The 26,800-nt window shown below is 70.4% G+C and carries 22 protein-coding genes and 1 tRNA gene; 11 read left to right on the top strand and 12 right to left on the bottom strand.

Annotation, left to right across the window (positions count from 1 at the left end):
• Nucleotides 1–53 precede the first annotated feature (53 nt).
• The 3 genes from AB0E24_RS18880 to pyk all read left to right on the top strand — a co-directional run bounded on the left by AB0E24_RS18880 (nucleotide 54) and on the right by pyk (nucleotide 2,942).
• Complete coding sequence (locus AB0E24_RS18880) at nucleotides 54–509, top strand: NUDIX hydrolase (RefSeq protein WP_069870045.1); 456 nt, start codon at nucleotides 54–56, stop codon at nucleotides 507–509.
• A gap of 84 nt (nucleotides 510–593) precedes the next feature.
• Complete coding sequence (locus AB0E24_RS18885; protein ID WP_359378307.1) at nucleotides 594–1,352, top strand: SIMPL domain-containing protein; 759 nt, start codon at nucleotides 594–596, stop codon at nucleotides 1,350–1,352.
• Nucleotides 1,353–1,511: 159 nt separating this feature from the next.
• The gene (gene pyk, locus AB0E24_RS18890) at nucleotides 1,512–2,942 is read left to right on the top strand and encodes a pyruvate kinase (protein ID WP_069870043.1); all 1,431 of its coding nucleotides are present in this window, start codon (nucleotides 1,512–1,514) and stop codon (nucleotides 2,940–2,942) included.
• Nucleotides 2,943–2,976: 34 nt separating this feature from the next.
• Here the strand turns inward: pyk and AB0E24_RS18895 are convergent, their stop codons facing one another.
• Nucleotides 2,977–3,765 carry a sigma-70 region 4 domain-containing protein gene (locus AB0E24_RS18895; RefSeq protein ID WP_359378311.1) on the bottom strand — a complete coding sequence of 263 codons (789 nt, stop codon included), beginning with the start codon at nucleotides 3,763–3,765 and terminating at the stop codon, nucleotides 2,977–2,979.
• A gap of 85 nt (nucleotides 3,766–3,850) precedes the next feature.
• Nucleotides 3,851–3,933, bottom strand: a tRNA-Leu gene (locus AB0E24_RS18900).
• 91 nt (nucleotides 3,934–4,024) lie between these two features.
• Here AB0E24_RS18900 and AB0E24_RS18905 point away from each other — a divergent pair.
• Nucleotides 4,025–4,663 carry an ANTAR domain-containing response regulator gene (locus AB0E24_RS18905; RefSeq protein WP_347235090.1) on the top strand — a complete coding sequence of 213 codons (639 nt, stop codon included), beginning with the start codon at nucleotides 4,025–4,027 and terminating at the stop codon, nucleotides 4,661–4,663.
• A 98-nt stretch (nucleotides 4,664–4,761) separates the two neighbouring features.
• Here AB0E24_RS18905 and AB0E24_RS18910 read toward each other — a convergent pair whose 3' ends face one another.
• The 8 genes from AB0E24_RS18910 to AB0E24_RS18945 all read right to left on the bottom strand — a co-directional run bounded on the left by AB0E24_RS18910 (nucleotide 4,762) and on the right by AB0E24_RS18945 (nucleotide 14,306).
• Nucleotides 4,762–5,478 carry an ABC transporter ATP-binding protein gene (locus AB0E24_RS18910; RefSeq protein ID WP_069870037.1) on the bottom strand — a complete coding sequence of 239 codons (717 nt, stop codon included), beginning with the start codon at nucleotides 5,476–5,478 and terminating at the stop codon, nucleotides 4,762–4,764.
• Complete coding sequence (locus AB0E24_RS18915) at nucleotides 5,475–6,380, bottom strand: ABC transporter ATP-binding protein (RefSeq protein ID WP_102934287.1); 906 nt, start codon at nucleotides 6,378–6,380, stop codon at nucleotides 5,475–5,477. Before AB0E24_RS18915 ends, AB0E24_RS18910 begins: the two co-directional genes overlap by 4 nt.
• Nucleotides 6,377–8,131, bottom strand: coding sequence for a branched-chain amino acid ABC transporter permease (locus AB0E24_RS18920; RefSeq protein ID WP_359378315.1), 1,755 nt, complete (start codon nucleotides 8,129–8,131; stop codon nucleotides 6,377–6,379). Before AB0E24_RS18920 ends, AB0E24_RS18915 begins: the two co-directional genes overlap by 4 nt.
• Nucleotides 8,132–8,143: 12 nt before the next feature.
• Nucleotides 8,144–9,076: a branched-chain amino acid ABC transporter permease gene (locus AB0E24_RS18925; RefSeq protein WP_069870033.1), complete on the bottom strand. Its 933-nt coding sequence runs from the start codon at nucleotides 9,074–9,076 to the stop codon at nucleotides 8,144–8,146.
• Nucleotides 9,077–9,177: 101 nt separating this feature from the next.
• A complete protein-coding gene (locus AB0E24_RS18930) occupies nucleotides 9,178–10,410 on the bottom strand; it encodes a branched-chain amino acid ABC transporter substrate-binding protein (protein WP_079257237.1) in 1,233 nt (410 codons plus the stop codon).
• 497 nt (nucleotides 10,411–10,907) lie between these two features.
• Nucleotides 10,908–11,363 carry a hypothetical protein gene (locus AB0E24_RS18935; RefSeq protein ID WP_359378319.1) on the bottom strand — a complete coding sequence of 152 codons (456 nt, stop codon included), beginning with the start codon at nucleotides 11,361–11,363 and terminating at the stop codon, nucleotides 10,908–10,910.
• Between the two features lie 57 nt (nucleotides 11,364–11,420).
• Nucleotides 11,421–11,936: a hotdog fold thioesterase gene (locus tag AB0E24_RS18940; protein WP_093700404.1), complete on the bottom strand. Its 516-nt coding sequence runs from the start codon at nucleotides 11,934–11,936 to the stop codon at nucleotides 11,421–11,423.
• Nucleotides 11,937–11,999: 63 nt separating this feature from the next.
• Nucleotides 12,000–14,306, bottom strand: a complete 2,307-nt coding sequence (locus tag AB0E24_RS18945; RefSeq protein WP_359378323.1) for an FdhF/YdeP family oxidoreductase — start codon at nucleotides 14,304–14,306, stop codon at nucleotides 12,000–12,002.
• Between the two features lie 259 nt (nucleotides 14,307–14,565).
• Here AB0E24_RS18945 and polA point away from each other — a divergent pair, with 259 nt between their 5' ends.
• From polA to AB0E24_RS18980, 7 genes are all read left to right on the top strand, one after another.
• Nucleotides 14,566–17,301 (top strand): DNA polymerase I, encoded by a 2,736-nt coding sequence (gene polA / locus AB0E24_RS18950; protein ID WP_359378325.1) that lies wholly within the window; start codon nucleotides 14,566–14,568, stop codon nucleotides 17,299–17,301.
• Between the two features lie 113 nt (nucleotides 17,302–17,414).
• A complete protein-coding gene (locus AB0E24_RS18955; RefSeq protein ID WP_102934282.1) occupies nucleotides 17,415–19,184 on the top strand; it encodes a lytic transglycosylase domain-containing protein in 1,770 nt (589 codons plus the stop codon).
• A gap of 175 nt (nucleotides 19,185–19,359) precedes the next feature.
• A complete protein-coding gene (locus tag AB0E24_RS18960) occupies nucleotides 19,360–19,494 on the top strand; it encodes an SPW_0924 family protein (protein WP_107440256.1) in 135 nt (44 codons plus the stop codon).
• A 16-nt stretch (nucleotides 19,495–19,510) separates the two neighbouring features.
• Entirely contained in the window at nucleotides 19,511–20,512 is a 1,002-nt protein-coding gene (gene pgfA / locus AB0E24_RS18965) for a cell envelope lipid trafficking protein PgfA (RefSeq protein WP_359378330.1), read from the top strand.
• 2 nt (nucleotides 20,513–20,514) lie between these two features.
• The gene (locus AB0E24_RS18970) at nucleotides 20,515–21,135 is read left to right on the top strand and encodes a hypothetical protein (RefSeq protein WP_359378332.1); all 621 of its coding nucleotides are present in this window, start codon (nucleotides 20,515–20,517) and stop codon (nucleotides 21,133–21,135) included.
• 95 nt (nucleotides 21,136–21,230) lie between these two features.
• Nucleotides 21,231–21,449, top strand: a complete 219-nt coding sequence (locus tag AB0E24_RS18975) for a hypothetical protein (RefSeq protein ID WP_069870015.1) — start codon at nucleotides 21,231–21,233, stop codon at nucleotides 21,447–21,449.
• Nucleotides 21,446–21,823, top strand: coding sequence for a hypothetical protein (locus tag AB0E24_RS18980; protein ID WP_093700399.1), 378 nt, complete (start codon nucleotides 21,446–21,448; stop codon nucleotides 21,821–21,823). The genes AB0E24_RS18975 and AB0E24_RS18980 overlap by 4 nt, the downstream gene beginning before the upstream one ends.
• 901 nt (nucleotides 21,824–22,724) lie before the next feature.
• Here the strand turns inward: AB0E24_RS18980 and AB0E24_RS18985 are convergent.
• Nucleotides 22,725–25,493, bottom strand: coding sequence for an ATP-dependent RNA helicase (locus AB0E24_RS18985; RefSeq protein ID WP_359378336.1), 2,769 nt, complete (start codon nucleotides 25,491–25,493; stop codon nucleotides 22,725–22,727).
• Nucleotides 25,494–25,739: 246 nt separating this feature from the next.
• The gene (locus AB0E24_RS18990) at nucleotides 25,740–26,681 is read right to left on the bottom strand and encodes a class I SAM-dependent methyltransferase (RefSeq protein ID WP_359378339.1); all 942 of its coding nucleotides are present in this window, start codon (nucleotides 26,679–26,681) and stop codon (nucleotides 25,740–25,742) included.
• Between the last annotated feature and the right edge of the window lie 119 nt (nucleotides 26,682–26,800).

The raw sequence follows: 26,800 nt of genomic DNA on the forward strand, positions 1-26,800 counted from the left end.
GCGATCGGGTTGCCGGCCGGCTCCGCCCGTCGCCCGCCCGGCATCCTTGAGGGATGGTCAAACGACATCTGCGCGTCGGCGCGTACGCCGTCTGCGTCGAGGACGGAAAGATCCTCCTCGCCCGCTGGGCCGGTGGCGAGGGCAAGCAGTGGACGCTGCCCGGCGGCGGCCTCCAGCACGGCGAGGACCCCTACGACGCGGCGGTGCGCGAGGTCGAGGAGGAGACCGGCTACACCGTCGAGATCGAACGGCTGCTCGGCATCGACACCCTCCACCAGCGCCACCCGCGATGGCTGACCCACGACGCGGACTTCCACGGGGTGCGGATCGTCTACGCCGCCCGGGTCACCGGCGGCGAACTGCGCCATGAGGTGAACGGCTCCACCGACCTGGCCGCCTGGATCGAGCTGGACCGGATGGCCGACCTCGACCGCTCACGGCTCGTGGACACCGCGCTCGCCCTCGACGCCGAGCGCCCGCCCCACGGCCGGGTCATCCCACCCCGCTGACGGCCGGGTCATCCCACTCCGCCGAGGGGCCGGGCGCCGTACGCTCCGAGCACCACCCCTCGTACATCCGGACCAGGAGCCGCCATGGACCAGCCCGCCGAGTCCGCCCAGCCCGCCGAGTCCGCCCAGCCCGGCCCGCCGCCGCGGCCCGGCGCCGCCTCCGTGCCCTACGGCACCCCCGACACCCCGCGCGTCGCCGTCCGGGGCGAGGCGGTCCTGGAGGTCGACCCCGAGATCGCGCGGCTCACCATCACCGTCAGCGCCCGCGGCGTCGACCGGCGCGCCGCGGTCGACGACCTCACCCGCCGTAACAACCAGGTGCTCGCGCTGGTGAAGCCCTACGGCGAAGCGGTCGAGAAGCTGGAGACCGGCGCCTTCTCGGTCACCCCCGAGATCAGCCCCAAGGGCCGCCATGAGCGCGTACGGGCCTACCACGGCCGGGTGCACCTCACCGCGACCCTCGGCGACTTCACCGCCCTCGGCGAGCTCACCAGCCGCCTGGCCGACCTCGACCTCACCCGTGTCGACGGCCCCTGGTGGGGGCTGCGCCCCGACTCGCCCGCCTACGGCAGGGCCCGGCAGCAGGCGGTGCGCGAGGCGGTGCAGCGGGCCCGGGAGTACGCCGGGGCGCTCGGCGCCCGGCTGGTGGCGCTCACCGAGCTCGCCGATCTCGAGGCCGAGCAGGGCCCGCTCCAGCCCGTGGCCGTCGCCGCCCCGCGCACCCGGTCCGGCTACGGCGGCCCCGCCGAACGGGAGCCCGCCGCGCTCGACCTCGAACCGCAGCGCCAGACGGTGTACGCGCATGTCAACGCGCGCTTCACCATGACCCCTCCCGAGCTCTGAAAACGCCCTCCGTTCGAGCCCTGAAGCCACCCTCCGGAACGCTCATCGGAGCACCCCTGCGCACGTTTCATTAGTTGTCAATAACTTGCCATCCAAAGGCCATGGAGGAGTGTGAAGTTCTCGGTTCTTTACTCACCGGTAAGTCATAGGCTCGACATCATGCGCCGAGCAAAAATCGTCTGTACTTTGGGACCCGCCACCGACTCGTACGAGCAGATCAAGGCACTCATCGAGGCCGGAATGGATGTGGCCCGCTTCAACCTCAGCCACGGCACCTATGCCGAGCACGAGGAGCGTTATCGGCGAGTGCGCAAAGCCTCGCTGGAGACCGGCCGCAGCGTCGGCATCCTCGCCGACCTTCAAGGCCCGAAGATTCGGCTCGGCCGTTTCCGTGAAGGCCCCGTGCTCCTTGAACGCGGGGACGAGTTCATCATCACCGTCGAGCCCATCGAGGGCGACCGGTTCCGCTGTGGCACCACCTACGAGGGGCTGGCCGGCGACGTCAGCAAGGGTGAGCGGATCCTCGTCGACGACGGCCGGGTCACCCTCGAGGTCGTCGACATCGACGGCCCCCGGGTGCACACCATCGCCATCGAGGGCGGGATGATCTCCGACCACAAGGGGCTCAACCTCCCCGGTGTGGCCGTCTCCGTCCCCGCGATGTCCAAAAAGGACATCGAGGACCTGCGCTGGGCGCTGCGCATCGGCGCCGACGTCATCGCCCTCTCCTTCGTCCGCAACGGCAACGACATCGTGGATGTCCACCGGGTGATGGACGAGGAGGACCGCCGGCTCCCCGTCATCGCCAAGATCGAGAAGCCGCAGGCGGTGGAGAACCTCGAAGGGATCGTCGACGCCTTCGACGGCATCATGGTCGCCCGCGGCGACCTCGGCGTGGAGATGCCGCTGGAGCAGGTGCCGATCGTCCAGAAGCGCGCGATCAAGCTGGCCAAGCGGAACGCCAAGCCGGTGATCGTCGCGACCCAGATGCTCGACTCGATGATCGAGAACTCCCGTCCCACCCGGGCGGAGGCGTCCGACGTCGCCAACGCGGTCATCGACGGCACGGACGCGGTGATGCTCTCGGGCGAGACCAGCGTCGGCAAGTACCCGATCGTCACGGTCAAGACGATGGGCCGCATCGTCGCCGCGGCCGAAGAGGACATCCTCGCCAAGGGCCTGCCCCCGTTGACCGAGCGCAGCAAGCCCCGCACCCAGGGCGGCGCGGTGGCCCGCGCGGCGGCCGAGATGGGCGACTTCCTCGGCGCGAAGTTCCTCGTCGCCTTCACCCAGTCCGGCGACACCGTGCGCCGCCTCTCCCGCTACCGCTCCCCGATCCCGCTCCTGGCCTTCACCCCGGAGCCGGGCACCCGCTCCCAGCTCAATCTGACCTGGGGCGTGGAGACCTTCCTCGGTCCGATGGTCGACTCCACGGACGAGATGGTGGCCCAGGTGGACGAGGAACTGCTGCGCCTCGGCCGCTGCCGCAAGGGTGACCTGGTCATCATCACCGCGGGCTCCCCGCCCGGTGTCTCCGGCTCCACCAACCTGGTCCGCGTCCACCACATCGGCGCGGACGACCTGAGGTAGCCGAGCCTCGCTCCTCGGGGCCGAAGTACTGGGCTCAGTACTTCGGCCCGACGTGCTTGTCCATGAGGGCGACGGAGGCGCGGCGGGCGACCGAGATGTTGAACGGATCGCTGCCTCGGGCGAGGGTCGTCCACTCGACGCCGACCTTGGTGAGGGTGTCGGAGCAGAGCTTGCGGATGTCGTCGGACTTGTTGGTGAAGAAGTACCTGGGGTACTCGTAGCGCTTGCGCTCACCCGCGACGAGGCGGGTGGTCCAGTTGGTGATGCGGCAGCCGTCGGAGTGGAAGAGCCCACGGATGAACTTCCACGGGTGTGCGTCCACGATCGACTGTTGCCAGGGCTCCAGCGCTATGACGCGGTCATGCTTCTTCCCCGGTCCATGCTGCGGGAACACGCACCACAGGTGTTTGGAGAAGACCTTCACATTGCGGCAGCCTGGTCTGCGTGCCTGGCAGACTGAGTTGTCAGGGAAGACCCTACGCATCGCTGCTTTGCACTCATCTATGAGCCCTGGCCATGATTCGCTACACGCGATCATGAGGCTTGGTGCGCGATGCTGGGAGTACTGGATGATGTGGCCATCCCCGAGATATAAGCCGAGTAGATACGCGTAGGCCGCGTGATCGAGTTCCCGGCCGTCGCAGCGCGGACATGGTCGGTGGGTTTTGCCGGGGAGCGTGCCGTGTCGCGCACGATCGAGATGGAGCCAGTGGCCGATCGTCCCTACTGGTACGCCGAGTTCTCGGGCAACGTCCGCGTTCCTGACCCCCGACCGCAGTAGCATGATTGCCTTCTGCCGGACTTCAGTGCCATGCGTATGCATGGCATAACTCTGTGCTACAGCATCCAGTCAGGGAGTCGAATGCCCAAGGTGCACGCGAAGGTGGAAGTCCGCTTAGTGTGATTTGTGCCGGGTGCGGGATTCGAACCCGCATGTCCTTTCGGACAGATGTGTTTGAGACATCCGCGTAAGCCATTCCGCCAACCCGGCGAGGTTGCTGATCAGCAGTGTACCGGGTGACCGCCGGGCGTTGCAGCTAGGTAGGCTCAGTGTGCAGCACCTGCCAGGAACGAGGAGCCCCGTGAGCGCCACCGAGCCCGTCGACGAGCAGTCGCACATTCCGCCGCACACTACTCGCGTCGTCATCGCCGAGGACGAGGCGCTCATCCGCCTCGACCTGAAGGAGATGCTCGAAGAGGAGGGGTACTCCGTCGTCGGCGAGGCGGGCGATGGTGAGACGGCTGTCGCGCTCGCCCAGGAGCACCGCCCCGACCTCGTCATCCTCGATGTGAAGATGCCGGTTCTCGACGGCATCTCCGCCGCCGAGCGGATCGCGGCCGACCGTATCGCCCCCGTTCTGATGCTGACCGCCTTCTCCCAGCGTGAGCTGGTCGAGCGGGCCCGGGACGCCGGGGCGATGGCGTATCTGGTGAAGCCGTTCAGCAAGAGCGATGTGGTCCCGGCCATCGAGATGGCCGTCTCCCGCTTCACCGAGCTGAAAACCCTGGAGCTGGAGGTCGCCGACCTCTCCCAGCGGCTGGAGACCCGCAAGCTGGTCGACCGGGCCAAGAGCATTCTCCAGACGCAGTACGGGCTGACCGAGCCCGCCGCGTTCCGTTGGATCCAGAAGACCTCGATGGACCGCCGGCTGTCGATGCAGCAGGTGGCCGAGGCCGTCATCGAGGACGCGGCGGAGAAGAAGGCCGCCAAGGAGCAGTAGGAAGAGGTAGGGGAACGAAGGGGCCCGTACCGCCGTCTCGGCGGTACGGGCCCCTTCCGTTCGCGTAAGCCATTGGCCAAGCCATCGGCTCCCGGCCCTCAGTCCTCGCCGAGGTATGCCTTCCGCACCGACTCGTCGTGCAGCAGCGCCTCGCCCGTCCCGGACAGCACGATATTGCCGATCTCCATCACATGGCCCTGGTCGGCCAGCGACAGGGCCGCCTGGGCGTTCTGCTCGACCAACAGGATCGTGGTGCCTTCGGCCTTGAGCTCGGCGATGGTGTGCATGATCTTCTGCATCATGATCGGCGAGAGGCCCATCGAGGGCTCGTCGAGCATCAGCAGCTTGGGACGGGACATCAGCGCCCGCCCCATCGCGAGCATCTGCTGCTCACCGCCGGAGAGGGTGCCGGCCGCCTGGTTGCGGCGTTCGCCGAGGATGGGGAAGAGGTCGTACGCCTTGCGGATATCGGCGGCTATGCCGTCCGCGTCCTTTCGGAGAAACGCTCCGAGCTGGAGGTTCTCGGCGATCGACAGCCGCGGGAAGATATGCCGTCCCTCGGGCGAGTGGGCCAGACCCAGGGCGACGATCTTGTGTGCGGGGACGCCCCGCAGCGGTTTGCCGTCGAAGCGGATCTCCCCGCCGAGCGGCTGGAGCAGACCGGACAGGGTGCGCAGTGTGGTGGTCTTGCCCGCGCCGTTGGTACCGATGAGGGTGACGACCTGGCCGGCCTCGACGCTGAACGAGATTCCCTTGACGGCCTCGATCTTGCCGTAGGCGACCCGGAGGTCCTCGACCTCGAGCAGTGCGGTCACTGTCCGTCCTCCGTACGTGCTGTGGTGCCCCGCTGGGCTTCGTCCGGCGTCGCCCCCGTCGTGGCCCCGGCCTCCGCGGCCTCGACCTCGGCGGCCTCCTCCGCGCCCGGTGCGCCCTCGAAGGGGGTGCCGAGGTAGGCGGCGACGACGCGTTCATCGCTCTGGACGACGTCCGAGGTGCCCTCGATGAGCTTCTCGCCCTGGACGAGCACGGCGACCCGGTCGCAGAGGTTGAAGATGAAGCGCATGTCGTGCTCGATGACGAGCACGGCGGTGCCCAGGTCCCGGATGGCGAAGACCAGTTCCTCGGTGGCGCGGGTCTCCTGGGGGTTCATTCCGGCGGTGGGCTCGTCGAGCAGCAGCAGCCCGGGGTCGCTGGCGAGGGCGCGTGCGATCTCCAGCTTGCGCTGTTCGCCGTAGGGGAGGTTGCGGGAGAGGTGGTCGGCCTTGTCGGCGAGGCCGATGAACTCCAGGAGCTCCATGGCGCGGGTCTTGGAGGCGGCCTCGGCGCGCTTGAAGCCGGGACCGCGCAGGAGGGCCGACCACAGGCCCTCCTTGGTGCGGGTGTGGCGGCCGACGAGGACGTTCTCCAGGACCGTCATATTGGCGAAGAGCCGGATGTTCTGGAAGGTGCGGGCGATGCCGGCCTGGGTGACGAGGTGGGGCTTGGGCGGCAGCACGGTGCCCCGGTAGGCGACGCTGCCCTCGGTGGGCACGTAGAGACCGGTGAGGCAGTTGAAGAAGGTGGTCTTGCCCGCGCCGTTGGGCCCGATGAGGCCGACGATCTCACCGGGGTGGACTTCGAGGTTGACGGAGCGTACGGCCGTGAGCCCGCCGAAGCGCATGGTGACGCCGGTGGCGGTGAGCACGGGGGAGGTCGTGGTGGTGGTCATCTCTGTCATGCCTCCGCCTTGGTGACGCCGACGGCACCGTCCTTGAGTCCGGTCGCGCCGGGGACGTCGAGCTGACCGGTCTCGTGGTACTCGAGCTGCTGCCGCCGGTTGGGGACGATTCCCTCGGGGCGGAAGCGCATCAGCAGGATGAGCGCGATACCGAAGGCGAGGAGCTGGTAGTCCTGGAGGAATTCCAGTTTCTTGGGGATCAGGTAGAGCAGGGTGGCGCCGAGCAGCGGGCCGCCGATGGTGCCCATGCCGCCGAGGATGACGGCGGCGACCAGGAAGGTGGAGTTGGGCGGTACGGGGCCGGCGAAGACGTACTGCTCGGGCACGACGGTGGACTGGAAGTGGGCCCATACGGCGCCGGCGACTCCGGCGAGGGTGGCGCCGAGCGCGAAGGCGATGAGCTTGACCCGGAATCCGTTGATGCCCATGGCGGTGGCGGCGGTCTCGTCCTCGCGGATGGCGACCCAGGCGCGGCCGATACGGGAGTTGCCCGCACGGCTGAAGATCAGCACGACGAGGATGGTGACCAGCAGCATCAGCAGGTAGTAGTTGCCGTTGGAGTCGAGGTTGAGCCCGGCGAAGCTGTGGTCGTCGTTGAAGTTGAACCCGAAGATCTCCAGCGGGGGGATGTTCGGGATGCCGTCGGGGCCGTTGGTGACCGACGGACCGGAGGTGCCGTCCAGGTTCAGCATGGCGAGGCGGAAGATCTCCCCGAACCCGAGGGTGACGATGGCGAGATAGTCGCCGCGCAGCCGCAGGGTGGGGGCGCCGATGACCACGCCGAAGATCAGGGAGACCACGCCACCGGTGATCACGGCGGCCCAGAAGGGGAACCTGACGTCGAGGGTCGAGGCGGTGGAACCGGAGACCAGGGCGGCGGTGTAGGCGCCGACGCCGAGGAAGGCGACATAACCGAGGTCGAGCAGGCCCGCGAGGCCGACGACGATGTTCAGGCCGAGGGCGACGGTCGCGAAGATCGCGATGTTGACGCCGAGTTCGGTGAAGCTGGACTTGTCCTGGAAGAACGGGAAGACGATCGCGGTGATCAGCGCGGCGACCAGGGTGGTGGAGCGGTAGGCGCTGGTGAGCTCGCTGATCCGGCTGACCAGCCCGGCCTTGACGAGCGCCACGGCGGCGAACCCGACGGCGATGAGATAGCCGATGAACGGCTCGGGGTGGTCGGCGTCGGTCTGGATGCCGTAGTTGACCACATAGAGGCCGAGGGCGAAGACCGCCGCGATGATCAGGATCTCGGCCCAGGAGGGCAGCTCCTTGGGGCGGCGCAGCGGTCGGCTGTCATCCGGGAGCAGAAAGGTGGTGGCCACCGGGACGGCGGTCACCACGGCGGCGATCCAGCCGCCGGGTTCGAGGTTCACCAGGCCGTCCAGGTCGACGGCGATGGAGATGACGGTGAACCAGGTGACGGCGAAGGTGCCGAAGGCCAGCATCCGCAGGGCCTGGGTGGAGCCACTGGGGGTCAGCCAGCGCAGGCCCTTCAGGTCCAGGGCGGCCAGCGCGAAGACGCCGGTGGCGATTCCGAGGACGAGGGTGAGGAGCTGGAGTCCGCCGGGGTAGCCGTAGACGGTCAGATCGCCGGGGAATTCGGCGGTCCAGGTCCAGGCGAGGAAGGTGGAGGCGACCGCGGCGGCGCCGCCGGCCGCGGTGAGGACGCGGAGCGGAGTGGTGCGCGGGGCGGTGGCGCCGCCCTGGGCCTCGCTCACGGCGGTGGGCTGGGTCTTGTCGGTGGTCATCGGTTCACTCCCTCAGGCCCGGTCCGCTACGCGTTCGCCGAGCAGACCCTGTGGCCTGACCAGCAGGACGACGATGAGCAGGGTGAAGGCCCATACGTCCTTCCAGGCGCCGCCGCCGAGCTGGTCCATCCCGGGGATGTCCTGGATGTACTTGATGGCCAGGGCCTCGACGATGCCGAGGACGACGCCGCCGAGCATGGCGCCGTAGATGTTGCCGATACCGCCGAGCACGGCGGCGGTGAACGCCTTCAGACCGGCGATGAAGCCCATCTCGAAGTTGATCTGGCCGTACTTGAGCCCGTGGGAGAGGGCGGCGACGGCGGCGAACGCACCGCCGATGGCGAAGGCCATCACGATGATGCGGTCGGTGTTGATGCCCATGAGCTTGGCGGTGTCGGGGTCCTGGGCGGTGGCCTGCATGGCACGGCCGGCACGGCTCTTGGAGACGAACAGCCCGAGGGCGAGCATGCACAGCGGGGCGGCTATGAGCAGGAAGGCATCGCCGCGCTGGATCTGGAGATTGCTGAAGATCTCGAACGAGGAGCCTTCGAACTGCGGGAAGCTGCGGGGCTTCTTGGCGTCGGGGTAGAAGGCCCAGACCGCCTGCTGGAGCGCGATGGACAGACCGATCGCGGTGATCAGGGGCGCCAGCCGGGGGCCGCCGCGCAGGGGCCGGTAGGCGAAGCGTTCCGCCGCGGTGGCGATGGCGACCGAGGCGATCACGCCGCCGATGAGCATCAGGGGCAGTGCGAGGGAGAGCGCGGTGCCGCTTGGCAGCCAGATGTAGATGGTGAGGGCCCCGAAGCCCCCGATCATGAAGATCTCGCCATGGGCGAAGTTGATGAGCTGGACGATGCCGTAGACCATGGTGTACCCGATGGCGATCAAGCCGTAGAGGGCGCCAAGGGTCAGGCCGTTGACCAGCGTTTGCGGCAGTTCGTGCACCGCAGGGCCTCCGATGAGCGTGTCGGATATGACGCCGCGCGAGGGCGATGGTGTACGCCCTCGCGCGGATTCGTTTCGTGGGTATGGATCGCTGCCGGGGGTCAGTCCTTGAAGGTTTCGCTCTTCACGGACTTCCAGGCGCCCTTGGTGACCTTGTAGACGGTCAGCTGCTTGTTGGTGGTGTCGCCGTACTGGTCGAAGGAGACCTTGCCGGTGACGCCGTCGAAGGAGACCTTGCCGAGCGCCTCGGTGACCTTGGCGCGGGCGTCGTCCGGGAGCTTGCCGTCGTTGTCCTCGACGACGGCCTTGACGGCCTGGATGATGGCCCAGCCGGCGTCGTAGGAGTAGCCGCCGTAGGCCGCGTACGGGTCCTTGTAGTGCTGGTCCCCGTAGTTCTTCACGAACGTCTTGGCGGAGTCGAGCTGCTCCACCGGGTAGCCGACGGAGGTGGCGAGGTCGCCGTCGTTGCTGGTGCCCGACGCCTTGATGAAGGCGGGGTCGTAGATGCCGTCGCCGCCCATGACCGGGACCTGTGCGCCGGCCTGCTTGACCTGGTCGGAGAGCAGCCCGCCCTCGGGGTACTGACCGCCGAAGTAGACCGAGTCGGCACCGGAGGACTTGACCTTGTTGGAGATGCCGGAGAAGTCGGTCTCCTTGACGGTCAGGTGGTCCCGGCCGACGACCTTGCCGCCCAGGCGCTTGAACTCCTGGGCGAAGATGGTGGCGAGGCCGTTGCCGTACGCCTGCTTGTCGTCGATGACGAAGACCTTCCGCTTCTTCGCGTCTTTGTAGTAGTACTGCGCGGCGAAGCGGCCCTGGATGATGTCCGTGGTCGCGGTGCGGAAGTAGGTCTTGAAGGGGCGCGACTTCTTGCCCGAGGCCCAGTCGTCGCCCTGGCTGAGGGCCGGGTTGGTATTGGCGGGGGAGACCTGGGCGAGGTCGGCTCTGTCGAAGACGCCCTGCATGGACTGGGCGACGCCCGAGTTCAGCGGCCCGACCGCCCCGAGGATCTCCTCGTCGTCGACCATCGAGGTCGCGTTCTGCTTGCCGGAGGAGGGCACCGCCTGGTCGTCGAAGGACTTGACCTTGAAGGTGACCCCGTCGACCTCGTTGTTCTTGTTGGCTATCTTCGCCGCGAGGTCGACGGAGTTCTTGATGCCCTGGCCGAGAGCGGACAGCGAGCCGGTGAGCGGAGCGTCGACACCGATGACCACGGTCGTCTTGCTGTCCTTGCCGCCACTGTCGTCTTTGTTGTCCCGCGACCCGCAGGCGCTGAGGGTGAGGGCTCCCGCAGTGATCGCGGTCGTCATGATGAGCAAGGAACGGTGTCGCACGAGGAATCCTTTCGCTGGCCCGGCACCCGGCGTTGAAGGGGTGCCGTGTCCTCGCCGGATGAACCTGGATTGCCGTGCGGGTGCGGCGTACACCCCACGGGGCCGTGACTGGCTGTGACTATAAGCGCGGGGTGCGACCGGGGGCAGAGGTCTAGACGATGATGTGACTGTCTTGTTATGACGCGCGTCACCCCGGCATGTCCGTGTAGCGGAACGTAAGGGACGAATAGGGTGGGTACGGGCCAATCGTTAAGTCCGGATCCTGAGAAGGTGCAGTTCCGCTAAGGAGTGCGGGGGAGCGGTGAGAAATGCGCGGGGTGCCCTGCGCGGATGAGCGCGAAGAGATCATCTTCGGCGATGCCGCGGGTGCCGAAAACGCAATCTTATATTGCGTCAGTGTTACGGAGTGTTACATCCGCCCATGCCCGTTCGGGCATCGGTCCGGGCCCGGGGCAGGCGTCACGGGCGGGGTTGCGCCCGGTGCGGCTCGGGTCGGCTCAGGTCGGCGGGCGCCAGTTCTCGGAGCTGTGGGTGGCGCCGTTCGCGGCCGCGCAGCGGCGCTCGGCCAGGCGCTTGATCAGCGCCTTGGCGGCCGGAGCGCCATGCCGTCTCCGCTCGGAGCGCGCGGCCTGGACGATCTCGTCGTAGATCTCGTACTGCTCGTTGGAGAGCCCCTTCTGCTCCCAGTCGAGCCCGGCCCAGCGGCTGCCCGCGAGGTCCTGTTCGGCCCAGTAGGAGATGAGGTCGGCACACATCCGCACGGGTGAAGGCGTCCGTGACGCAGGGCTGCTGGGGCGGCGGTGGGGCGCGGAGCCGTCGCTGGAACGGCCGGGCCCGCCGGAGTCATGGGGGCCGCCGGAACCGGAGCCGCCGCATCCGGTCAGTGTCACGGCGAGTACGAGAGCGCATCCATAGGCGGCGGGCCATGAACCCGCCCGGGTCGTTGCCCCCATGGGCGGTCACGGTAGACCCGGCCCACCGGGGGGACAACGGCTCGGTGGCGCCGGGCGTCAGCCCTCGTGGCGCGCCTTGGCCTCGGTGACCTCGGCGACCGTCCTGGCCCGGCCGTCGCCGTCGATCTCGCGCAGCAGGCAGGTGAGGCGGGCGGTGCACACCCGCCGGTCCTGCTCATCGCTGATGACGATCTCGTAGGTGGCGGTGGAGCGGCCCCGGTGGACGGGGGTGGCGACGCCGGTGACCACACCCGAGCGGACGCCCCGGTGGTGGGTGCAGTTGAGGTCGACGCCGACCGCGAGCCGCCCGCTGCCGCCGTGGAGCATCGAGCCGACCGAACCCAGGGTCTCGGCCAGCACGGCGGAGGCCCCGCCGTGCAGCAGCCCGTACGGCTGGGTGTTGCCCTCCACGGGCATGGTGCCCACGACGCGCTCGGCAGAGGCTTCGAGGATCCGCACGCCCATACGGGTGCCGAGGTGCCCGGCGGAGAACAGCGCGGCAAGATCCACGCCGAGCGCCGTGTACTCGTCGAGTACCTCTTGCGGGAACTTCACGCTGGTCTGCTCGCCCATCGGGACCGGCTCCGTTCAGTTGCTTGTGGTGGCCACCTTCTTAGCAGGCAACTGAGCGAACGCTTAGGCGGGGGGTGTCTGTTCCAGGCGGACCACCACGGACTTGCTCGCCGGGGTGTTGCTGGTGTCGGCGGTGGCGTCCAGCGGGACCAGGACGTTGGTCTCCGGGTAGTACGAGGCGGCGCAGCCGCGCGCGGTCGGGTAGTGGATCACGCGGAAGCCGGTGGCGCGCCGCTCGGTGCCGTCCGTCCACTCGCTGACCAGGTCGGTGTAGCTCCCGTCGGCCAGCCCGAGCTCCTGGGCGTCCTCGGGGTGCACCAGCACCACCCGGCGGCCGTTCTTGATGCCGCGGTAGCGGTCGTCCAGGCCGTAGATGGTGGTGTTGTACTGGTCGTGGGAGCGGAGGGTCTGAAGCAGCAGCCGCCCCTCGGGCACCTTCGGGTACTCGACCGGGGCCGCGGTGAAGTTGGCCTTACCGGTGGCGGTGGGGAAGCTGCGGCTGTCGCGCGGGGCGTGCGGCAGGGCGAAACCGGCCGGGTCGCTCACCCGGTCGTTGAAGTCCTCGAAGCCGGGGATGACGGCCGCGATGCGGTCGCGGATGCGCGCGTAGTCCTTCTCGAACTCCTCCCAGGGGGTGTGGCTCTCGGGCCCCAGCACCCGGCGGGCCAGCCGGCAGACGATGGCCGGTTCGGAGAGCAGATGGGAGCTCGCGGGCTCCAGCCGCCCGCGGGAGGCGTGCACCATGCCCATGGAGTCCTCGACGGTGACGAACTGCGGGCCGTCGCCCTGGAGATCGTGCTCGGTGCGGCCGAGGGTGGGCAGGATCAGCGCCCGGGTGCCGGTGACCGCGTGGGAGCGGTTGAGCTTGGTGGAGACATGGACGGTCAGCCGCGCGGCGCGCATCGCGGCCTCGGTGACCTCGGTGTCGGGCGAGGCCGCCACGAAGTTGCCACCCATGGCGAAGAAGACCTTGGCCTGGCCGTCGCGCAGGGCGCGGATGGCCCGGACGACGTCGAAGCCGTGCTCACGGGGCGGGGCGAAGCCGAACTCGCGCTCCAGGGCGTCGAGGAAGGCCGGCGCGGGGCGCTCGAAGATGCCCATGGTGCGGTCGCCCTGGACATTGCTGTGGCCGCGCACCGGGCAGACCCCGGCGCCGGGGCGGCCGATGTTGCCGCGCAGCAGCAGGAAGTTGACGACCTCACGGATGGTGGGCACCGAGTGCTTGTGCTGGGTCAGGCCCATCGCCCAGCACACGATGGTGCGCTTCGAGGCGAGGACCATGGCCAGCGCGCGGTCGATGTCGGCGCGGTCGAGACCGGTGGCGCGCAGCGTCTCGTCCCAGTCGGCGGCGCGGGCCGCGGCGGCGAACTCCTCGAAGCCGTGGGTGTGCTCCCGGATGAACTCCTCGTCGATGGCGCCTTCCCCCGCGCCGGAGGCGCTGTCGGACGCTTCCAGGACGAGCTTGTTGAGGAGGCGGAAGAGGGCCTGGTCGCCGCCGAGCCGGATGTGCAGGAAGAGATCGGTGAGCGAAGTGCCGCCGCCGGCGATGCCGCGTGCGTTCTGCGGGTTCTTGAACCGCTCCAGCCCGGCCTCGGGCAGCGGGTTGACGGAGATGATCTTCGCGCCGCCGGCCTTGGCCTTCTCCAGGGCGGAGAGCATGCGCGGGTGGTTGGTGCCCGGGTTCTGCCCGGCCACGATGATCAGGTCGGCCTTGTAGAGGTCCTCCAGCAGCACGCTGCCCTTGCCGACGCCGAGGGTCTCGGTGAGCGCCGAGCCGGAGGACTCATGGCACATGTTGGAGCAGTCGGGCAGGTTGTTGGTGCCGAATTCGCGGACGAAGAGCTGGTAGAGGAAGGCCGCCTCGTTGCTGGTGCGGCCCGAGGTGTAGAAGACCGCCTCGTCGGGGGAGTCGAGCGCGGTCAGCTCGTCGGCGACGATGTCGAAGGCCCGGTCCCAGGACACCGGCTCGTACCGCTCGGCGCCCTCGGCCAGATACATGGGCTGGGTCAGCCGGCCCTGCTGACCGAGCCAGTAGCCACTGCGGGTGGCGAGGTCGGCCACCGGGTGGGCGGCGAAGAAGTCGGGGGTGACCCGGCGGAGGGTGGCCTCCTCGGCGACGGCCTTCGCGCCGTTCTCACAGAACTCGGCCGTGTGGCGCTTGTCCGGCTCGGGCCAGGCGCAGCCGGGGCAGTCGAAGCCGTCCTTCTGATTGACGCGCAGCAGGGTGAGCGCGGTGCGGCGCACACCCATCTGCTGGTGGGCCATGCGCAGCGAATGCCCCACGGCCGGCAGCCCGGCGGCGGCACGCTGTGGGGGTGTGACCTCGGGGGCGTCCTGGATCGGATCGCCTGCGGGCGGCTTGGCTGCCATGTCGCTCCCCTTGGGCTCGAACGGTGCGGGACCTGTGATGGACCTCTGGGGCCGATCCTGTCACGGGCCACCGACACCCTGAGCGGCGGCCCGGTCCGCCGCCGGTGGCCGGGGCCGGTGTACGGCCTGTCCGATCTTGTGCCCGATGCCGTGCCCGATCTTGTGCTCGGCTTGTGTCCGGCCCGGCTCGGCCCCGTGCTGTCCGGTCCGATGGCCGGGGCGGGCGGCATTGTCGGTGGGGCGTGGCAGGATCGGGGGCGTGGCAGAGAAAGCATCGAAGAAGACCGCAGCGCCCGCGCCCGACCGCACGGGGGAGGACCGTCCCCGCCTGCTCCTGCTGGACGGGCATTCCCTGGCATACCGGGCATTCTTCGCGCTGCCGGCGGAGAACTTCAGCACGACCACCGGTCAGACCACCAACGCGATCTACGGCTTCACCTCGATGCTGGCGAACACGCTCCGTGATGAGCGGCCCACGCACCTCGCCGTGGCGTTCGACGTCTCGCGCAAGACCTGGCGCTCCGAGCAGTTCACGGAGTACAAGGCGAATCGCTCCAAGTCCCCCGATGAGTTCAAGGGCCAGGTCGAGCTGATCGGTGAGCTGCTCGACGCCATGAAGATCACGCGCTTCGCGATCGACGGCTTCGAGGCCGACGACGTGATCGCCACCCTCGCCACCCAGGCCGAGGAGCAGGGCTTCGAGGTGCTGATCGTCACCGGCGACCGGGATTCCTTCCAGCTGATCACCGAGCATGTCACGGTGCTCTACCCCACCAAGGGCGTCTCCGAGCTGACCCGGTTCACCCCCGAGAAGGTGCAGGAGAAGTACGGCCTCACCCCGAGCCAGTACCCCGACTTCGCGGCCCTGCGCGGCGATCCGTCGGACAACCTCCCCGGTATCCCGGGCGTCGGCGAGAAGACCGCGGCGAAGTGGATCAATCAGTTCGGCTCCTTCAAGGAGCTGGTGGAGCGGGTCGACGAGGTCAAGGGGAAGGTCGGCGAGAAGCTCCGCGACCACCTGGAGGCCGTCAAGCTCAACCGCCAGCTGACCGAGCTGGTGCGGGATGTGGAGCTCACCGCGGGCCCCGAGGGGCTCGAGCGCGCGCCGTACGACCGCGAGGCGCTCTCGGTGATCCTGGACGCCCTGGAGTTCCGCCACCAGAACTTCCGTGACCGGATCATGGCCGTCGACCCGGGCGCGGCGGCGGACGAGCCCGTGGCCGCCGAGCCGGGTGTCGCCGTCGAGGCAGTGGCGCTGGGCGCGGGCGACCTCGCCCCCTGGCTGGAGAGCCACCGGGACACCCCGCTGGGCCTGGCCACCGTCGACACCTGGGCGCTGGGCAGTGGCAGCGTCAGCGAGATCGCGCTGGCCACCGGCTCAGGCCCGGCCGTGTGCTTCGACCCCGCGGGGCTGGACGAGGCCGACGAGCGGGCGTTCGCCGAGTGGATCGCGGGCCCGGACCGCCCCAAGGTGCTGCACAACGCCAAGGGGACCATGCGGGTCTTCGCCGAGCACGGCTGGTCCGTCGCGGGCGTCACCATGGACACCGCCCTCGCCGCCTATCTGGTCAAGCCCGGCCGCCGCTCCTTCGAGCTGGACGCCCTGTCGGTGGAGTATCTGGGCCGTGAGCTCTCCCCGGCGGCGGCCGCGGACGGGCAGCTGGCCTTCGGTGTCGATGAGGAGGCCGAGCGGGACGCCCTGATGATCAAGGCGCGGACCATCCTCGACCTGGGCGAGGCGTTCGGCGGCCGGCTGAAGGACGTGGGCGCGGCCGGGCTGCTGCACGACATGGAGCTGCCCGTCTCCGAGCTGCTGGCCCGGATGGAGCGGTCGGGCATCGCCGCCGACCGCGGCTGGCTGGAGCGCATGGAGCAGCAGTTCGCGGCCGCCGTGCAGCACGCCGTGAAGGAGGCCCACGCCGCGGTGGGCCATGAGTTCAACCTCGGCTCCCCCAAGCAGCTCCAGGAGGTGCTCTTCGGCGAGCTGGGCCTGCCCAAGACCAAGAAGACCAAGACCGGGTACACCACGGACGCCGACGCGCTGGCCTGGCTGGCCGCGCAGACCGACCACGAACTCCCGGTGATCATGCTGCGCCACCGTGAGCAGGCGCGGCTGCGCTCCACCGTCGAGGGTCTGATCAAGACCGTCGCCCCCGGCGGCCGCATCCACACCACCTTCAACCAGACCGTGGCGGCCACCGGCCGGCTCTCCTCCACCGACCCCAACCTCCAGAACATCCCGGTGCGCACGGACGAGGGCCGGGCGATCCGGCGCGGCTTCGTCGTCGGCGAGGGCTTCGAGTCGCTGATGACCGCCGACTACAGCCAGATCGAGCTGCGCGTCATGGCCCATCTCTCCGAGGACGAGGGCCTGATCGAGGCGTTCACCTCCGGTGAGGACCTGCACACCACGGTCGCCTCCCAGGTCTTCGCCGTCGACAAGTCGGCCGTCGACCCGGAGATGCGCCGCAAGATCAAGGCCATGTCCTACGGGCTGGCGTACGGCCTGTCGGCGTTCGGCCTCTCCCAGCAGCTGGGCATCAACCCCGATGAGGCCCGCAAGCTGATGGATAACTTCTTCGAGCGGTTCGGCGGGGTGCGCGACTATCTCCAGCGGGTCGTCGAGGAGGCGCGCGCCACCGGCTATACGGAGACCATGCTCGGCCGCCGCCGCTATCTGCCGGACCTCACCAGCGACAACCGCCAGCGCCGTGAGATGGCCGAGCGGATGGCGCTCAACGCCCCGATCCAGGGCACCGCCGCCGATATCGTGAAGATCGCGATGCTCAAGGTGGACGCGGCGTTGACGAGGGAGAAACTCTCGTCCCGGATGCTGTTGCAGGTCCACGACGAAATCGTGCTGGAGATCGCGCCCGGTGAGCGGGAGCGGGTCGAGGAGCTGGTGCGCCGGGAGATGACGGGGGCCTTCCAACTCAGCGCTCCGCTGGACGTATCGGTAGGATCCGGTGCCGACTGGGAGTCCGCGGCTCACTGAGGGATCACCCGATGCGGTGTTTGCACCGGTAGCTCCGCGCCATAAGTTGTCGTAGTGTCACCAGAGTTGACGCGCCGGGGGAGCGCGCCGTGTTCGACGGGAGGGACACACGGATGGCACCGCTTATCGGCCGACGACTGCGCAAGGGGGCGGCCACGACGGCGGTGGCGGCGGCCGCGATGGCCGCCCTCACCGCGTCCCAGGCGCCCGGATTCGCCAATACCGACCATGGCGACCGGAACCGGGAGCAGCGGGCGGAGGAGGCACCGGCGCCGGAGGACACCCCCATAGACGGTGGCTCGTCGTATCACACCGATCTGCCGCCCCTGGTCACCCCCGACAAGCCGGGCTCCTCGATCGATCTGCCCGGGCTCCCCGGGGGGAGCAACACCAAGCCCGAGGCGGGCATACCCGCGAGCGTCCTCGCCGCCTACAAGAAGGCGGAAGCGGCCCTCAAGGATTCCAACCCCGGCTGCAATCTGCCCTGGGAGCTGCTCGCCGCGATCGGCAAGGTCGAGTCCGGCCAGGCCGGCGGCGGCAATGTGGACGCCGACGGCACGACCGTCTCGCCCATCCTCGGCCCGGTCCTCAACGGCGACGGCTTCGCCCTGATCAAGGACACCGACGGCGGTGCCTACGACGGCGACAGCACGCACGACCGGGCGGTCGGCCCCATGCAGTTCATCCCGTCCACCTGGGCCAGCTGGGGGCGGGACGGCAATGGTGACGGCGAGAGGGACCCCAACAACATCTATGACGCCGCCCTCGCCGCGGGCAGCTACCTCTGCGCGGACGGCCGCGATCTGTCGGTCAAGGCCGATCTGGACCGCGCGATCCTCGGCTACAACCACTCGCAGGAGTATCTGAACACCGTCCTGTCGTGGTTCGAGTACTACAAGCGCGGCATCCATGAGGTCCCCGACGGCACCGGTGTGCTGCCCTCGGGAGACGGCTCGGGCGGCTCGGGCTCGCGCGACAAGGGCAAGGACTCGGGGAAGAACCCGGGGAAGGACGGCGGCAAGGACACCGGGAGGGGCGAGGAGCAGGACGCCCACACCCTGCCCAAGCCCGACCCCGAGCCCGACAACTCCACCCCGACCCCGCCGGCCGGGGACGACGGCTCCCCGACTCCGACCCCCACCCCGACCCCGAAGCCCCCCACCACTCCGCCGTCCACCCCGAGCGGCACCAGCAAGCTCACCACCGTCGGCGCGAAGGAGCTGTCCACCACCGCGGGCACCGGCTTCGCCCAGTCGCCGCGCGTCAAGGCCGTGGACACCGCGGGCAAGCCGGTCGCCGGTGCGCGGGTGCGGTACGAGATCCTCGGCGAGACCGACACGCGCTTCCTCGGCCTCGTCAAGTCCGCCACCGTGCTGACCGGCCTGGACGGCACCGCCACCGCGCCGAAGCTGCTCGCGGGCGAGAAGACCGGCGCCTTCACCGTGCGCGCCACCGCCGTGGGGCGGGAGGCGGCCCCGGTCGAGTTCACCGCGACCGTCAAGGCCCGTCCCGTGCCGAAGGCCGACGCGCTGGCCCGGCTCGACGACAAGAAGCTCACGGCCGAGACCGGTGGCTCCTTCGCCGATCCGCTCACCGTCACGGCCACCAACAAGGGCAAGGCCACCGAGGGTGTGCCGATGACCGCCACCATGATCACCACGGCGAAGGACCCCGAGCTCAACGACAAGGGGCCCTACTTCCTGGACGACAAGGGCAAGCCGGTGCGCACCCTGACCGCCCTGAAGACCAACGCCCTCGGGCAGTTCACGCTGCCGAAGATCCTCACCGATGACCACGCGGGCACCTTCCTGCTCCGCCTCACCGCCGAGGGCGGCGCCGTCCTGGACATCGAGCTGACCGTCACCCAGCCGGCCGCCTCGTAACCGAACACCGCCGCGGATCCCGCGGTTCGCCGCACCGCCCCTGAGCCCACCGGGTTCAGGGGCGGTGCGGCGCTTTCACGCCTTCGTGTTCTCATCTGCGGCCCCCGTTGCTACGGTGCCCCATCCCTGACGAAGCGTCAGACAGCGCCTCGTACCGGACCACGAGGAGGCCCGTATGCGCGCCCTCGCCGCCGCAGCGATCGGACTCGCCGCCGCCCTCGCCATCGTCCTCACGGTGACGGCCATCGGCGCCCCCGCCGGTGAGACCTCCCCGGAACCCCTGCTCACCACCGTCCCCAAGCACCCCTGAGGGAGGGACATCCGCCATGCGCCGCAGAGCAAGCCTGGTGCTGCTGGCCTTCGCCGTCTTCTTCGCCGCCCTCGCGCCGCTGCTGCGCTGGTACGCCTATCCCCGGCTGGCCAAGATCCCGCCCAGCGAGTACCAGACGGCGGTCCTGGAGGCCGGTCCGGCCACCCTGATCGACTACGGCACCATGAAGCCCCGCACCGTCCCCAAGGTCAGCATCGTGCAGACCCTGCGCGGCAATGTGTCCGCCGCCGAGAAGGTCGGGAAGGAGACCGGGCGCGATGTCGTCGTCTGGGACGCCCTGTCCTATGTGGCCGGGCCCGACGGCAAGATGGTCTCCAAGATCCCCGAGCGCTATGTCTTCGACGCGCACTCGCAGGACCCGGTGCACGCGGGCGGGGAACATGTCGACGGGGACGCGGTGCGCCGCGACGGCATCGAGTACAAATGGCCGTTCCTCACCGAGAAGCGCGACTACCGCTACTTCGACGCCCAGACCCGCACCTCCGCCCCCATCCACTACAAGGGCACCCAGAACTTCCGCGGCCTGGAGGTCTACTACTTCGAGCAGACGATCCCCTGGACGAAGGTGAAGCTGCCGAAGACCATGCCGGTCGAGGGCATCACCCCCGAGACCGTCCGCAAGGCCGGCACCACCCGCTGGTACAGCACCAAGCGGATGTTCTGGGTCGAGCCCACCACGGGCGCCCCGGTCAACGGGCAGGAGATCCACAAGGAGGAGCTGCGCGGCGGCACGCTGCTGGGCGACCGCGACCGGGTGACCGTCTTCGCCGGCCATGTGAAGATGCGCGAGGACTACATCCGGCACACGGTGGACCTGGTGAAGTCCCAGCGCCAGCTGGTCCTGCTGCTCACCGCCTATCTGCCGTGGGGGTTCCTGATCCTCGGGATGGGCCTGCTCGCCCTCGCGCTGCTGCTGGAGGCCCGCGGCCGCGCGGCGCGCCCGCCGTCGGCCCCCGCGCTGCCGACCGCGTTGTCAGTGGCGGGCCGTAGCGTATGACCATGCCAGTGAACAGCTGCGTCCCCGGTCCCGAACTCGTCGGCCACATCGTCGAATTGGCGCGCCTGGAATGGACCTCGGGCGCCACGGCGGCCGCCGCCGAGCGCTTCGGCTGGGTGCCCGACGGCTCCCGCTTGTCCTCCTACGCCACCACCACCGGGCACCACGTCCTCCCGGAGTGGTTCGGCGGGCCAGGCGACGCGGACACCGAATGCATGATCCCGTTCTGTTACTTCTACGAACCGGACGACTTCGACGCGGAGTTGCAGGCCGACGGGCTCAGCGGCAATGTCGACTGGCTCGCCGGGTACTACTCCGGCGAGCCCGGCTGGATCTTCGACCGCGAGGCCGGCCGCTCCGCCTTCGACGGCCGGTGGCGCGCCGCGGTGGACGCCTTCGGCGAGCGCCTGGGCGAGCCGGAGACCGTGGTGCCGGACGAGAAGGGCGACCACCCGTGGAACTACGCGGCATGGCGCTGCGGCGGCAATGCGGTGGTGGTCGGCCAGTGTGTCGACAACGGCTCGTATATGACCTTTGAGCAGGCGCTCATATGGGTCGGACCGCAGCCGTCGGACGAGCCGTTCCCGACGGGGGAGCAGTTCGCCCTGAGACTGGAGTGCTGAGCGGCACCGCCGTCGCGTCAACCTCCGTCCCACGATTCGCTCGTGGTGGTCAAGCCGGTAGTGATCAGCGTGAGGGCGTGGCTACCATTCCGCCCATGCCTGGCATCACGATTGAGTTCACCGAGCAGGAGCTGGCCGAGCTGCGTGCCGAGGCGAGGGAGAAGGGCGTCGCGATCAAGCGGCTGGCGCACGACATACTGACCGAGGACGTGGTGCGGCGGCGTCAGAAGCAGCGCTTCGTCGAGGGCGCCGTGAAGTTCGCCCTGGAGTACAAGGCTGAGTTCGAGCGGGAGTTCCCGCACGGCATGCGGTGATCCTGTACGTCGATGCCGGCTGGGTGCTGAACGTCCAGGTCGAGGTCTCCCCGGTGAACACCCCGGTCCGCGACTGGGGTGCCCTGCACTGCATGACCGAACGCCACCGCTATGAACGCTTCGCGGGCGAGCCCTATTACGAGGAGGCCGCCGCCCGCGCCGCGACCTTTCTGCACACCTCACTGATCCTCGAGCCGTTCTCCGACTACAACGCCACGATTGGCGCGGCCTGCGCGCAGATGTACATAGAGGAGTCCGGAGAGCCGATCACGCCCCCACCGGGCGCCATGGTCAAACTGATCCGCGACATACGCGAGATCACCGGCTTCCGCCTGGGCGAGACCGCCCGCCGACTACGCGCCTGGGCCGACTGACCCACGGCAGAACCGATTGGCCGCCTTGCGGCCGATTGGCCGCCATGTGACGGATTGGTCGCCATGCGACGGGTTGCCGTCTTGCGGCCGACTGAGCGGTGTGGCCTGCTGCGGTACGGGTTCCGCTGGATGGCGTGGCCGACCGAATGGCGTGGCCGACTGAGCGGTGTGGCCTGCTGCGGTACGGGTTCCGCTGGGCGGTGCGGCCGACTGGGTGGTGTGGCTGTCTGGCTGGGTGGCGTGGCCCGCTGGGCGGTGTTGGCTGAGCGTCGTGGTTCACCGCGCGGTGTGGCCAATGGGCGTCGCGCCCGACTGAACGTCTGGCTGACCGGGCGTCGTGGCTGACTACGCGTCGTGGCCGACTGGGTGGCGTGGTTCACTGTGTGTCGTGGCCGACCGAATGGCGCGTCTCAGTGCGTCACGCATCCCGATGAGCGTCGTGGCCGACTGAGCGGCGTGGCTGACCGGGCGTCGTGGTTCACCGCGCCGTGTGGCCCGCTGAGCGTCGTGTCCGACTACGCGTCGTGGCCGACCGAATGGCGTGTCTCAGTGCGTCACGCATCCCGCTGAGCGGCGTGGCTCACTGAGTGTCCCGGTCCACTGGGCGGTGTGGGCGACTACGCGTCGCGGCTCGCTGAGCGGCGCGTGCCACTGCGTCACGCGTCCCACTGCACGGCGTGCCCGACTGAGCGACGAGTTTCACTGCTAGGGGCGTCCCACTGCGCGGTGTGGCCCGCCGAGCGGCCCGAGCGGTTTGCGGAAGTCGCCGCGGTTTCGAAAGGTGAGGCGTCCCGAAGGGGCGCGGGGCTGCGTTGGCGTGCGGCTCCGTCGCGTGGGCGCGACCGACCACGACGGTGCCGCAGACGATCGACGGCAGGTCGGGGCACCTCCAGCGGAGCGCTTAGCGGCCGCGGCGGGTGTTGGTCCGCCGGGTCGGCTCGGCCGTCGTTGGGTCCTCCGGCCATGGATGCTTGGGATAGCGGCCGCGCAGTTCGGCCCGCACCGAGCGGTAGCCGTCCTTCCAGAACGACGCCAGATCGGCGGTGACCGCGGCCGGACGGCCCGCTGGGGACAGCAGATGCACCAGCAGCGGCACCCGCCCGCCCGCGATCCGGGGCGCCTCCTGCCAGCCGAACAGCTCTTGGAGCTTCACCGCCAGCACGGGCCGGTCCGCGCCGTAGTCCAGCCGCACCCGCGAACCGCTCGGCACCTCGATCCGTTCCGGCGCCAGTTCCTCGAACCGCGCGGCCTCGCCCGTGGCCCACGGCAGCAGCCGGGCCAGTGCCTGCCCCGCGTCCACCCGTCCCAGATCGGCCCGCCCGCGGGCCCGCGCCAGCTCCGACCCGAGCCACTCGTCCGCGCGGTCCAGCAGCGCCGCGTCCGAGACGTCCGGCCAGGCCCCGCCCAGCTCCCGGTGGAGAAACGCCATCCGCTGCCGGACCGCCGTGGCCTGCGCCGACCAGCGCAGCAGCCCCGTCCCCTCGCGGCGCAGCCCCTCCAGCAGCGCCCGCCGCACCTGCTTCGGATCGGGGTCGGCCAGCGGCCGGGAGACCAGCTCGATCGCGCCGAGCCGGGCCACCCGGCGCGCCAGGACGTCCCCGTCGGCCCAACGCACCTCCTCACCCTCCGAGGCCAGTGCCGCGGCCGCCGCCCGGGCGGTGCCCTCGTCGGTCACCGCCGCGAGTCGCACCCGCGCCGACGCGGCGGCCACCGGCCGGTCCGCGACGGCCACCGCAAGCCATGGCGCACCGCCCAGCCGCGAGCCGTCGGCCAACTCCGCGCCGGTCCCGGCGGCCATGAGATACGCCCGCTCGCCGCGCCGCCGGGCCACCCGCTCCGGAAACGCCAACGCGGCCATCAGCCCGGCCACGGCATCGTCGCCGTGCGGACCGCCACTGCCGCGTGCCGGAAGGCTGTCGCCGCCGTGCGGACCGCCGCCGCGTGCCGGACCGTTGTCGCCGCCGCGTGGGCCGTCTCCGCCCCGGGCGGTGCCCCGCCGGGCGCTTGTCTCGGGGGTCAGGGCGTGTTCGAGTCGGCGGGCCTCTTGGCGCCAGCGGGTGGCGTAGGGGTCTCCGCCGTGGCGGGCGGTGCGCCAGGCGGCGGCCAGGTCGTCGCCGTACTCTCGCGGGGGCTCCTCGCTCAGCAGGGCCACCACCTCGGCCGCTCGGCGTGCGCCAACCTCCTTCGCGCCGTCGATGAGCGCCCGCGCGAGGCGGGGGTGGAGGCCGAGGCGGGCCATCCGGGTGCCGCGTTCGGTGGCCCGTCCGGCGGTGTCCACGGCGCCGATCGCGGTCAGCGTCTCGCGTGCGGCTGTCATCGCCCCGGCGGGCGGCGGATCGAGCAGGGCCAGTCCCGAGGCGTCCGGATCACCCCAGCACGCCGTCTGGAGCGCGAAGGCCGTAAGGTCCGCACCGGCGATCTCCGGGGACGGGAAACGCGGCAGCCGGGCGTCCTCCGCCTCCGGCCAGCAGCGGTAGACCACCCCGGGTGCCTCGCGCCCCGCACGGCCCGCGCGCTGCCGCGCGGCGGCCCGTGACGCCCTTACGGTCGTCAGCGCGCTCAGCCCGCGTGCGTGGTCCATCCGGGGCTCACGGGCCAGCCCGCAGTCCACGACGATCCGCACGCCCGGCACGGTCAGGCTCGACTCGGCGACCGAGGTGGCCAGCACCACCCGCCGCCGTCCGCCGTCCGTGCCCGAGAGCACCGCCTCCTGGACGGCGGCGGGCGCCCGCCCGTGCACCTGTAGGACCTCCGCCCCGTCGAGCCCGCCCAGCTTCCCGGCCACCCGGGCGATCTCCCCGACGCCCGGCAGGAAGCACAGCACATCGCCCTCCCGCTCGCGCAGCGCCCGCCGTACGACGGCCGCGACATGGTCGAGGAGGGCCGGGTCCACCCGCATCCCGTGCGGCGGCCTTACGGGGCGCTCGGGCGGCGCCCACACCACCTCCACCGGATGGGACACACCCGGCGCCGAGACGACCGGCGCGGGCTTCCCGGGGCGGCCGTCCCTGCGGTCGGAACCGCTGCCGTCCGCCCCGCCGCCCCCGCCGTCCGCCCCGCTGTCCTCGCTGCCCCCGCCGTTCACCCCGCCGTCCTCGACGCCCCCGCCGTCCGTCCCGCCGTCGCCGAGCAGTCGTGCCCAGCCCTCCGCGTCCGTAGTCGCCGAGGCGGCGATGAGCCGCAGATCGGGGCGCAGGGTAGCGCGGACGTCCAGCAGGAAGGCGGCGGCCGTGTCCGCGTCCAGATGGCGCTCATGGCATTCGTCGAGAACGACCACATCGACGCCGGCCAGTTCCTGATCGCGTTGCAGCCGCTGCAACAGCACTCCGGTGGTGACCACCTCGACCACGGTCCCGCGGCCCGCCTGGCGCTCCCCGCGCACGGTGAAGCCGACCTTCCCGCCCGGCCGCTCGCCCAGCAGCCATGCCATCCGGCGCGCGGCGGCCCGTGCCGCGATCCGCCGCGGCTCGGCGACCAGCACCCGCCGCACCGGGCCGCCGCCCACCAGCCCGGCCAGCACCAGCGGCACCAGTGTCGTCTTACCGGTCCCCGGGGGCGCGCACAGCACGGCCACCCCACGGTCGTCGAGCGCGCGCAGCAACTCCGGCACGGCTTCGCGTACCGGAAGGCGGTCGAGGGCCTCGGCGCGCGGGTCCGTGGAAATGGTCAACGCCTCCGTCTCGGTTCCGTTCAGTCCCGTGGTCCGGCAGTCCCGCACGGCCCGCGTCCCGTGGTTCGGCAGTCCGGCAGTCTCGTGGTCCGGCAGTCCGGCAGTCCGGCAGTCCGGCGGTCCGGCGGTCCGGCAGTCCGGCAGTCCCGCAGTCCCGCAGTCCGGCGGTCCCGTGGTTCGGCAGTCCCGCAGTCCGGCAGTCCCGCGGTCCCGCAGTGCCGCTGGCCCGCTCGTCCGCTCGTCCGTTCAGTCCCGTTCGCATACGAAGATCGCCGTGCCCGGGATGAGGTTCCCCCGCAGGGGGGACCAGCCGCCCCACTCCTGGTGGTTCCACGCGGGCCATTCCGGTTCGACCAGGTCGACCAGTCGGAAGCCCCCGGCCACCACGTCCCGCACCCGGTCGCCCAGCGTCCGGTGGTGCTCCACATAGACGGCCCGGCCCGACTCGTCCTGCTCCACATAGGGCGTGCGGTCGAAGTAGGAGGCGGAGATGGACAGCCCCTCGGGCCCGGGTTCGTCGGGGAAGGCCCAGCGGATCGGATGCGTCACCGAGAAGACCCATCGCCCGCCCGGCCGCAGCACCCGGCGCACCTCACGCATCACCTGTACGGGCTCGGCCACGAACGGCACCGCCCCGTACGCCGAACACGCGAGGTCGAACGAGCCGTCCCGGAAGGGCAGGGCCGTGGCGTCGGCCTGCACCAGCGCGACCCCGGCCGCGTCGCCGGCCCCCGAGGCCCGGGAGCTGGCCACCTCGGCAGCCCACGAGGTCCCTGAGGCCCCCGAGGCCCCGGCCCCGGCGGCGGCCAAGGCCGCGGCCGCCGCCGCGTCGATCCGCCGCGCGTGCCGCAACTGCCGGTGGGAGAGGTCCAGCGCCACCGGCCGCGCCCCCTGGGCGGCCAGCCAGCGGGCGCACTGCGCGGCGCCCGCGCCCACCTCCAGCACATCGCGCCCCTTGAGCGCCTCCACCGGGCCCAGCAGCCCGGCCTCCGCCTCGTCCAGCCCTTCCGGGCCCCATATGAACCGGTCGTCGCCCAGGAAGGCGCCGTGCTCCTCCTGGTACTCGTCCGCGTTGCGGTCCCACCATCCCCGGCTGGCCCGGCTGCTCTCCGCCTCGTCGGCTGTCCGGCGGGTGGCCGTCGGCTCGGTGTCCTCGCCGGGGGTGCCGGGCTCGTGTTCTTGGACCATCGCGCGCGTCGTCGTACTCTCTGTATCGACCTGTGGCTGCGGGGCGCGGTGAGAGCCGCGTCGCAGTACGGACCATGCAATTTGCCGGGTTAGGGGAGTTAATCCCCGCGTGTGCTCTT

The organism is Streptomyces malaysiensis subsp. malaysiensis, from assembly GCF_040653035.1.
In the GTDB taxonomy this organism is placed as follows: domain Bacteria; phylum Actinomycetota; class Actinomycetes; order Streptomycetales; family Streptomycetaceae; genus Streptomyces; species Streptomyces malaysiensis.